This is a genomic window from Amycolatopsis sp. NPDC114478, assembly GCF_055633805.1.
In genome coordinates, this window is sequence record NZ_JBVKDO010000041.1 from 40,108 (window position 1) to 48,420 (window position 8,313).

Below are 8,313 nucleotides of genomic sequence, written 5' to 3' on the forward strand. Positions count from 1 at the left end.
TCCGCCTCTCCCTCGAGCCTGCTGCGCGGTCGCAGCATCTCACGAGCCCCTGCCTCAGATGATCCCGGCTTCGATGAGCTGGGGCCAGATTTCACTCTGGTCGGCGACGGTGACGCCGTGCTTCTCGGCCTTCGTCAGTTTCGCGGCCCCGACGTCGGCGCCGGTGATGAGCAGGTCCGTGCTCGCCGACACCGACGACGCGATGGTCGCCCCCGCCTTCTCGCACAGCCGCTGGAACGTCGGCCGCGGCACCTTCTCGCCGGAACGCGGGTCGCTGATCGAGCCGGTGACGACCACCGTCTTGCCCGCCAGGGGAGCGCCGGCCGCGACGACCGGCGGCAGGTCCTCTTCGCGGACGTCCAGCGAAACGCCGCGCTCCCGCAGCCGCTCGAGCTCGGGCCGCAGCCGCGTGAGGTGTTCGATCAGCGACGCGGCGACCTTCGGCCCGATGTCCTCGACGGCGACCAGCCCGTCGACGCCGGCCTCGACGACGTCCTCCAGCGAGCCGAACCCGGCCCGGCAGAGGCGGGCGGCCGTGCCTTCGGACGCCATCGGGATGGCGAGCCCGATCAGCGCCCGGCGCAGCCCGACCGACCGGCTGCCGTCGATCGACTCGATCATGCGCGTCGCCGAGACCTCGCCGATGCGGTCGAACTCCAGCAGCCGCTCCTTCGTCAGCCGGTAGAAGTCCGACGGGTTTTCGAGGTCGCCGGACTCGGCCAGCCGCTCGATCCACACCCCGCCGATCGCGTCGATGTCCGCCGCGGCCCGCGACGCCCAGTGGATCAGTCGCCGCACGGTCTGCGCGGGGCAGGAGACGTTGGTGCAGAACAGTTCCCGGCTGTTGCCCTGCTCGGTCAGCGGCTGCCCGCACGACGGGCACGCGCTCGGCGGCACGATCTCCCGCTCGGCGCCGGTGCGCTTCGACGCGTCGAGCACGCCGGCCACGAACGGGATGACGTCCCCGGCGCGGCGCACGAGCACGGTGTCGCCGATCTTGATCCCGCGGGCCTTGATGACCTCCTGGTTGGCCAGCGTCGCCCGGGTGACCGTGGTGCCGCCGACGAACACCGGCTCCAGCCACGCCACCGGGGCGATCTTGCCGGTCTTGCCGACGTCCCAGCGGACATCGACGAGCACGGTGGTCTTCTCCTCGGCGGCGAACTTGAAGGCGAGCGCACCCCGCGGCGAGCTCGAGCGGGTACCGGCCGCCGCGTAGGCGTCCCGGTCGGCCAGCCGCAGCACGGCGCCGTCGAGGTCGTAGTCCAGCTCGTTGCGCCGCCGCTCGATCTCGCCGATCACCTCCTGCGCGGCCGCCGCGTCGGCGCACCGGCGCATGTCGGCGGCGGTGAAGCCGAGGGTCTGCAGCGCCCCGCCGAGGTCGGTGTCCGCGCTGTCGGGGTCGGTGTAGAGGTCGAACGCGAAGAACTGGAGCCGCCGCTCGGCGACGGTCGCCGGGTCCTTGGCCCGCAGTGTGCCCGCGGCGGCGTTGCGCGGGTTGATCAGCGGCTTGTCCGGATGGGCCTCGTTGTACGCGGCGAACGTCGAGCGCAGCATGACGGCCTCGCCGCGCACCTCGACCCGGCCGGGGGCGTCGAGCCGCTCCGGGATGCCGTCGGTCAGCGCCCGGACCAGCACGGTGACGTCGTCGCCGGTCGTGCCGTCGCCGCGGGTGACGGCGCGCTGCAGCCGGCCCTCCTCGTAGACGACGGCGAGCGACAGGCCGTCCAGCTTCGGCATCACGACGACCGGCTGGCCGGGGAACCGGTCGAAGAAGGCCTCGACCTGCTCGGGCTTGGTGGCTTTCTCCAGCGACAGCATGGGCCGCGAGTGCCGGATCGGCGCGTGCAGCACGGCGGGCGCGCCCACCTGGTCGAGCGGGTTCGGGTCCGGGGTCAGCTCCGGGTTCGCTTCGACGAGCGCGCGCAGCTCGTCCTCGACCGCGTCGTACTCGGCGTCCGCCACGACGGGCGAACCCCGGTAGTACGCGTCGCGGAGGACCACGATGCGATCGGCGAGCTCCTGAATGCGTTCCCGTGCTTCCACGGACAGGACATTACCGGGCAGCACCGACAAAACCGCTCAGCCGTCGCCGAAGCGGCCGCCGATCTCCTCGATTTCGGGCAGGCCCACCAGGTCGGCGAAGGCGGTCAGCCCCGGCAGGTCGCGGACCGCCCCGGCCGGGGTCCCGTCGGCGGCGATCCGGCCGAGCACCGCGCGCATCGCCTCGGTGGCCGCGAGCAGTGTCGAGATCGGACAGAGGACCAGCCGGAACCCCAGCTCCCGCAGGCGGTCCCGGCCCAGCGGCGGGGTCTTGCCGCCCTCGGCCCAGTTGAACAGCAGCGGCACGCCGCGGAAGACGTCCGCCACCCGTTCGATCTCCGCTTCGGACTGCAGCGCCTCGACGAACAGCATGTCCGCGCCCGCGTCGCGGTAGCGGCGGGCCCGGTCGATCGCCGCGTCCAGGCCCTCCACCGCGCGGGCGTCCGTCCGGGCGATCAGCAGGAAGTCCGGGTCGTGCCGCGCGGCGACGGCGGCCCGGACCCGGTCGGCCATCGTTTCCGCCGGGACCACGCGCTTGCCTTCGAGGTGCCCGCAGCGCTTCGGGGCCACCTGGTCCTCGAGGTGCAGCGCCGCGACGCCGGCCGCTTCGTACTCGCGGACCGTGCGGATCACGTTCAGCGCGTTGCCGTAGCCGGTGTCCGCGTCGGCGATCACCGGCACCTCCACGGCCTGCCGGAGCCGGCCCGCCGCCTGGACCATCTCCGTCATGGTCAGCAGGCCGACGTCCGGGCGGCCCAGCAGCGACGCCGTCGTGCCGAAGCCGGTCATGTACACGGCCGGGAACCCCGCCGCCTCGGCCAGCCGGGCGCTGAGCGCGTCGAACGCGCCCGGCGCCACGACCGGCTCGTCGCCGGCTAGCAGCTCTCGCAGCCGTGCCGGTCCCGGCACCCGCGGACCCAGCAGATCGGCCACGGCGATCACCTCCTCGCGGGGGCGTTCCCGAGCTGTCCCGAGGCCGAGCGCACCCGCTCGAACACGATCTTCTCGTACGGACCCGCCGTTCCGGTCTCGTACAGGACGCCGAGCGTGGCGGGGTCGGCCTGGACCAGGTCGGAGTAGGCGGCGGGTCCGCTGGTGAGCGTGGGGCCCGCGCGCCAGGTGCGCCCGCGGTCGGTGCTGAGCCGCAGCTGCAGGACCGCCCGCGTGGCGGGGTCGGCCGGGCCCGAGTACACGAGCAGCCACGGGACGGTCGTCTGCAGGACGCTGCCCTCGACCTTCGGTCCCGAGAGCCCTGGCTGCACTTGGTACGGCTTCACCAGCGTCTTCCCGCCGTCGGCGCTGTAGCCGTCGACGCGGTGCTCGGCGGCGGAGCCCTGGTTGCGGCTGGAGAAGTAGAGGGTGCCGTCGGGCAGCTCGGTCGCCGTCGTCTCGTTCGGGGCGACGACGCCGTCGGTGCGGTCGTCGGTGAAGCCGATGTGCCAGGTGCGGCCGTCGTCGTCGCTGTAGAGGTCGTGGCCGCCGTAGTACTTCGCCTCGGTGCCGGCGTCGGGTGAGCCGGCGGGCGGGGCGCCGGAGTGGTTGGCGGGCACGACGATCCGGCCCGCGTGCGGGCCGTGGCGCAGCAGGGTGGCGTGCCCGGGACCGGTGGCGTACCACCGCCAGCCCGGCGCCTTCGCGTCGGCGGTGATGTCCCGCGCGGGGGACCAGGTGCGGCCGTTGTCCCGGCTGCGCAGTACGAAGACGCGCCGCGTGTCCTGCGCGGACGCCTGCCCGGACATGATCTGCCTCTCCGAGACGAGTCCGTTGTGGACGGTCAGCAGGACCAGGTCGCCGTCGCGCGCGAGCACCGGTGCCGGGTTGCCGGCGGTGGCGTCGCCGTTGCTGTCGACGACGGAGAGCGGGCCCCAGGTGCAGCCGCCGTCGCGCGAGGTCCGGGAGACGGTCTGGATGGCGCCGGAGTCCCCGGCCGAGTCGCGCCGGCCTTCGGCGAAGGCGACCAGCGCGCCGTTCGCGGCCCGGACGACCGCGGGGATGCGGAACGTGTCGTAGCCCTCGGTGCCGGAGGTGAAGGGCACCGAGGAAAGGCAGCCGGGAGCGGCGGTGGCGGCGGGGGCGCCGGGCAGGCCCAGGGTGGCGGCGGCCAGCAGGGTCGCGGCGAGTCTGCGCACCGGGTTCGACCTCCTCGTCGAGGTAGGACATGGGATGTCTGACGTCCTATGTTCGGCCAACCTAAAGAGCCCTCAGCGGGTCCGTCAAGGGGTCGCGTTATGCGCCGGAACGGCTACCGGCGCGCGTCACACGGACCGAAGTACCGGCATTCGACCAGGGCGCGCACGTCGTGCGCCCGCGCGAGGGGCTCCAGCTCGTCCACCATCGCCGTGAGCGTCACGAGGTCCACGTGGCCCGTCCCGGTGAGCGGGAACAGCCGCTCTTTCGTGTCGTGCTTCGCGCACCCGCTGCCGCGCAGGTTGCCCGCCGGGAGGACCCCGAACACCACTTCGCCCTCGTCGCCGAAGGTGAAGTAGCACTGCAGGACCATCGGCGTCGTGTCGCCGACGTCGTTGGTGCGCCGGCCGCCGAAGCTGGCCGGGTACGACCAGCCCGCCGTGGCGTCGTCGAGGAACTTGACGTCGGCCGGGCCGGTGTCGCCGTCGAGCCGCCAGCCCCGGGCCAGCAGGTGGTCGTGCACCTCGAGCTGGCGGGCGATGAGCAGCGTTGCGGTCATGCCTCCCAGTGTGGCCCACGCCGCCGTCCACGATCGGGTGACCTACCGATGGGGCTGGCTCCCGGGCGCCGGGACTGATAAAGCTCTGCGCGTGACGATGGACCTGCACAGCATCAACCCGTGGGAAGTGTCGTTCCTGCGCGAAGAGGTCGGCGGTTACTTCGCCAACGGTGTCGGGCTCGCGCCCGGCGCGACCGTCCTGGACGTCGGCGCCAACGTCGGCGTCTTCTCCGCGGCCGTCTACGAACGGCTGGCCGGCGACGTGCGGATCTACGCGTTCGAGCCGCTGCCGCCGCTGTTCGAGAAGCTGGCGCGCAACGGCGAGGACTTCTTCGCGGGCCGCTTGAAAGCGCTGCCCTTCGGGCTCGCGGCCGCCGAGGACGAACTCGACTTCAGCTACTTCCCGGGCGCGACGATCTTCTCCTCGTCGTGGCGCGACGAGGGCAACGTCGAGGCCGAGCGCCGCCGGGTCACGGCCAGCATCGTCGAGATGATCCGCCGGGGCGGCCTGGGCGCGGCGGCCCGCCGCGTGCCGGCGCCCGTGCTGCGCGGGCTCGTCGGCCGGAAGCTGCGGGTGATGCGCGAGCTGGAGACGCACCGCGTCCGCGTCCGGCCGCTCTCGCCGGTGCTCGACGAGGAGGGCATCGACCGCGTCGACCTGCTCAAGGTCGACGTCGAGGGAGCCGAGCTGGACGTGCTGCGGGGCATCGAAGACCGGCACTGGCCGCTGGTCCGCCAGGCGGTCGTCGAGGTGGAGCGGTGGGCGGACAACCGCGACCGCGTCCGCGAGGTGTTCACCGCGCGCGGGTTCGCGGTCGAGGCGGTGCAGGACCCGGTCCAGCGGGCGGCCGACATCGGGATGGTGTTCGCGCTGCGGTGAGCGTTGCCTTGACGTGGACGGCAGTGTTTAGCGTCGGCTTCCGTGAAGTTCGGAATCAGCTACAGCACCCCGCACCTCGGCGTCGACCCCGTCACCCTGACCCGCTTCGCGCGGGACGCCGAAGACCTCGGCTTCGAATCGCTCTACCTCCCAGAACACATCGCCCTGCAGCCCGGCGCGAAGATCGGGGCGATGGCGCTGGACCCGGCGCTGCCCTACGGTGACCCGCTCGAGTGCCTGGCCTTCGCCGCCGCCGGGACGCGGCGGATCCTGCTCGGCACCGGCGTCCTGCTGCTGCCGTACCACCACCCGGTCGTGCTCGCCAAGCGGCTGGCGACGCTCGACCTGCTGTCCGGCGGTCGCCTGCGGCTGCTCACCGTCGGTGTCGGCGCTTTGCCGGGTGAGGCCGCCGCGGCCGGGGTCGACTTCGCCACCCGGGGCCGCCGGGCCGACGAGGCGCTCGACGTCCTGCGGCTGCTGTGGGAGGGCGACGAGACCGGTGTCAGCCACGACGGCGAGTTCTTCCGCTTCGCCGACGTCTGCAGCTTCCCCAAGCCGACCGGCCGGCTGCCGATCCACGTCGGGGGCTCCAGCCCGGCCGCCGCGCGCCGGGCCGGGCGGCGCGGCGACGGCTACTTCCCGGGCGGGCGGCTCTCCCCGGACGAGCGCCGCCGCCAGCTCGGCCTCGCCCGGGCGGCCGCGGCCGACGCCGGCCGCGACCCGGATGCCCTGCAATACACGCGATGGGGCTCGCTCGGAATGTCCGAAGTGGACGTCGAGCGGCTCGCGGACGAGGGCGTGACGCGGCTCGTCGTGAGCCCCTCGGCTGCCGACCCGGTCGCCCAGCGCGAGGAGCTGGCGGCGTTCGCCGAGCGGTTCGCCCTGGTTCGTCCGGTTGAGCCAGTCGAGTGATGACCAAGGAGTCGTAAATTTTCTGAACGGTGTCAAGTTCTTGCGTGACGGCGCTCACTTGTTGCATGCTCGGGTGGCTCTGAGCCCCCTCCCCGCCGTCTCGAAGAAGAGAAGCCGCCATGACTCGAACGCGCCTGTCCCGGCTCGCCGCCGGTTTCCTCGCCGTGGGGCTGTCGGCCGCCGGGCTCTCCCTCGCCTCCGCCGCCGGCCCGCCACCGGGCCCGGCAGCGCAGCCCGCCGCGCTCGCCGACGTGCCCCTGACCAGGACGGTGTCGGCGAGCAGCGCGCTTCCCGGCTACCCCGTCGCCAACGCCGTCGACGGGAACCAGGCCACCTACAACGGCGCCGGGATCCTCGCGATGAGCGGCGTCCGCGGCAGCGCGACGCTGACGAACGTGCGGATCACCGGTTCGGCGCAGGGTGACGTCGTCATCGAGCCGGGCTCGCAGTTCGTGATCACCGGGGCACCGGTCCCGGCGGTGGCCGCCGAAGTCCGGCGCGGGGCCCAGTAGCCGGCCGGGTGCCGGGGCTCGCCCCGGCACCCGGCCCGTCACACGGAAACCGGCCGCGCGGCCAGTCGTTCCTGCCGCCGCGCGTCCTTGACCCACCACTTGCGAGCGCCGGGCTTGCGGGCCTCGGAGGCCAGCTGCTTGACGGTGCTCGCGCAGACGAGCTCCTTGACCTTCGCGCCCAGCCGGCCGCGCAAGTGCAGCCGGATCGCGGTGTCGTCGCGCCGGGAGAACTGGAAGACCCCCGCGCGGCGCCCGAGGCTGAGGCACTGCCCGGCGAACCCGACGTCGGCGGCCGCGGGAGCCGCGCCCGCGAGCCGGCTGAGCACCGTCTCCGCGGCCTGCGGGCCCAGCTGGACCGCCGACTGGCAGCCCATCCGGTACGGCAGGTCCGACGGCGCCGCGGCGTCACCCGCCGCGACGATCCGGTCGTCGTCCACGCTCGTCAGCGTTTCGTCCGTGCGCAGGCGGCCCAGCGCGTCGGTGCTCAACCCGCTGCGCGCGGCCAGGTCCGGCACGCCGAACCCGGCGGTCCACACGGTCACCGCGCTCGGCAGCTCACGGCCGTCCGTGAGCCGGACGGCGTCGCGGGTCACGTCCGTCACCGCCGCGTCGGCCAGCACGGTCACGCCCAGCTTCGCCAGCCGCGCGGCCACCGTGCGCCGGCCGCGGGGGTGCAGGTAGGGCCCGAGCTCGCCGCCGCAGACCAGCGTCACCGCGCGGCCCGCCTCGGCCAGCTCGGCCGCGGTCTCGATCCCGGCCGCGCCGCCGCCGACGACGGTCACCGAAGCCGCGTCGTCGACGACCGGTCGCAGCCGCCGCGCCTCCTCGAAAGTCGTGACGGGGTAAGCGAACTCGGGTACCCGCGTGCCGGCGCTGCCCACCGCGTAGATCAGGTAGTCGTAAGCGAGGGCGCCGCCATCCGCGAGGTCCAGGCTGCGCGCGGCCGCGTCGATGCGGGTCACGCTGTCCACGACCAGCCGGACGCGCGGGGCGAGGACGTCCCGGTAGGCCACGGCCGCGTCGCCGGAGCCGGCGGCGAGCTGGTGCAGGCGGATGCGCTCGACGAAGTGCGGGCGTGGGTTGACCACGGTGACGGCGACGCCGTCGCGGCGGGTCAGGCGGTTGGCGGCCATGACGCCGGCGTATCCGCCGCCGATCACGACGACCTCGGTGGGCTCGGTCATGGTGTCTCCATAAGATTGTTGGTGTTCAGGACGGGATGTTCTGAATGCCCAGGGCGATGGGGTGTGGCTGATGGTGTCTTGCCTCGTGTGGTGGCT

8 protein-coding genes are annotated in these 8,313 nt (G+C 73.5%); 3 read left to right on the top strand and 5 right to left on the bottom strand.

Annotated elements, in window-relative coordinates; genetic code table 11:
- Positions 1 to 54: 54 nt before the first annotated feature.
- From ligA to ACZ7OH_RS50320, 4 genes are all read right to left on the bottom strand, one after another.
- The gene (ligA, locus tag ACZ7OH_RS50305; RefSeq protein ID WP_470287458.1) at positions 55 to 2,046 is read right to left on the bottom strand and encodes an NAD-dependent DNA ligase LigA; all 1,992 of its coding nucleotides are present in this window, start codon (positions 2,044 to 2,046) and stop codon (positions 55 to 57) included.
- Positions 2,047 to 2,082: 36 nt separating this feature from the next.
- The gene (locus tag ACZ7OH_RS50310) at positions 2,083 to 2,976 is read right to left on the bottom strand and encodes an isocitrate lyase/PEP mutase family protein (protein ID WP_470287459.1); all 894 of its coding nucleotides are present in this window, start codon (positions 2,974 to 2,976) and stop codon (positions 2,083 to 2,085) included.
- 5 nt (positions 2,977 to 2,981) lie between these two features.
- Complete coding sequence (locus ACZ7OH_RS50315) at positions 2,982 to 4,172, bottom strand: sialidase family protein (RefSeq protein ID WP_470287460.1); 1,191 nt, start codon at positions 4,170 to 4,172, stop codon at positions 2,982 to 2,984.
- 113 nt (positions 4,173 to 4,285) lie between these two features.
- Positions 4,286 to 4,729 carry a hypothetical protein gene (locus ACZ7OH_RS50320; RefSeq protein WP_400892323.1) on the bottom strand — a complete coding sequence of 148 codons (444 nt, stop codon included), beginning with the start codon at positions 4,727 to 4,729 and terminating at the stop codon, positions 4,286 to 4,288.
- Here ACZ7OH_RS50320 and ACZ7OH_RS50325 point away from each other — a divergent pair.
- From ACZ7OH_RS50325 to ACZ7OH_RS50335, 3 genes are all read left to right on the top strand, one after another.
- Entirely contained in the window at positions 4,728 to 5,609 is an 882-nt protein-coding gene (locus tag ACZ7OH_RS50325; RefSeq protein ID WP_470287461.1) for an FkbM family methyltransferase, read from the top strand. The two genes, ACZ7OH_RS50320 and ACZ7OH_RS50325, sit on opposite strands and share 2 nt — an antisense overlap.
- 42 nt (positions 5,610 to 5,651) lie before the next feature.
- Positions 5,652 to 6,521, top strand: a complete 870-nt coding sequence (locus ACZ7OH_RS50330; RefSeq protein ID WP_470287462.1) for a TIGR03619 family F420-dependent LLM class oxidoreductase — start codon at positions 5,652 to 5,654, stop codon at positions 6,519 to 6,521.
- A gap of 119 nt (positions 6,522 to 6,640) precedes the next feature.
- Complete coding sequence (locus ACZ7OH_RS50335; RefSeq protein WP_470287463.1) at positions 6,641 to 7,033, top strand: hypothetical protein; 393 nt, start codon at positions 6,641 to 6,643, stop codon at positions 7,031 to 7,033.
- Between the two features lie 38 nt (positions 7,034 to 7,071).
- Here the strand turns inward: ACZ7OH_RS50335 and ACZ7OH_RS50340 are convergent, their stop codons facing one another.
- Complete coding sequence (locus ACZ7OH_RS50340) at positions 7,072 to 8,217, bottom strand: NAD(P)/FAD-dependent oxidoreductase (protein WP_470287464.1); 1,146 nt, start codon at positions 8,215 to 8,217, stop codon at positions 7,072 to 7,074.
- Between the last annotated feature and the right edge of the window lie 96 nt (positions 8,218 to 8,313).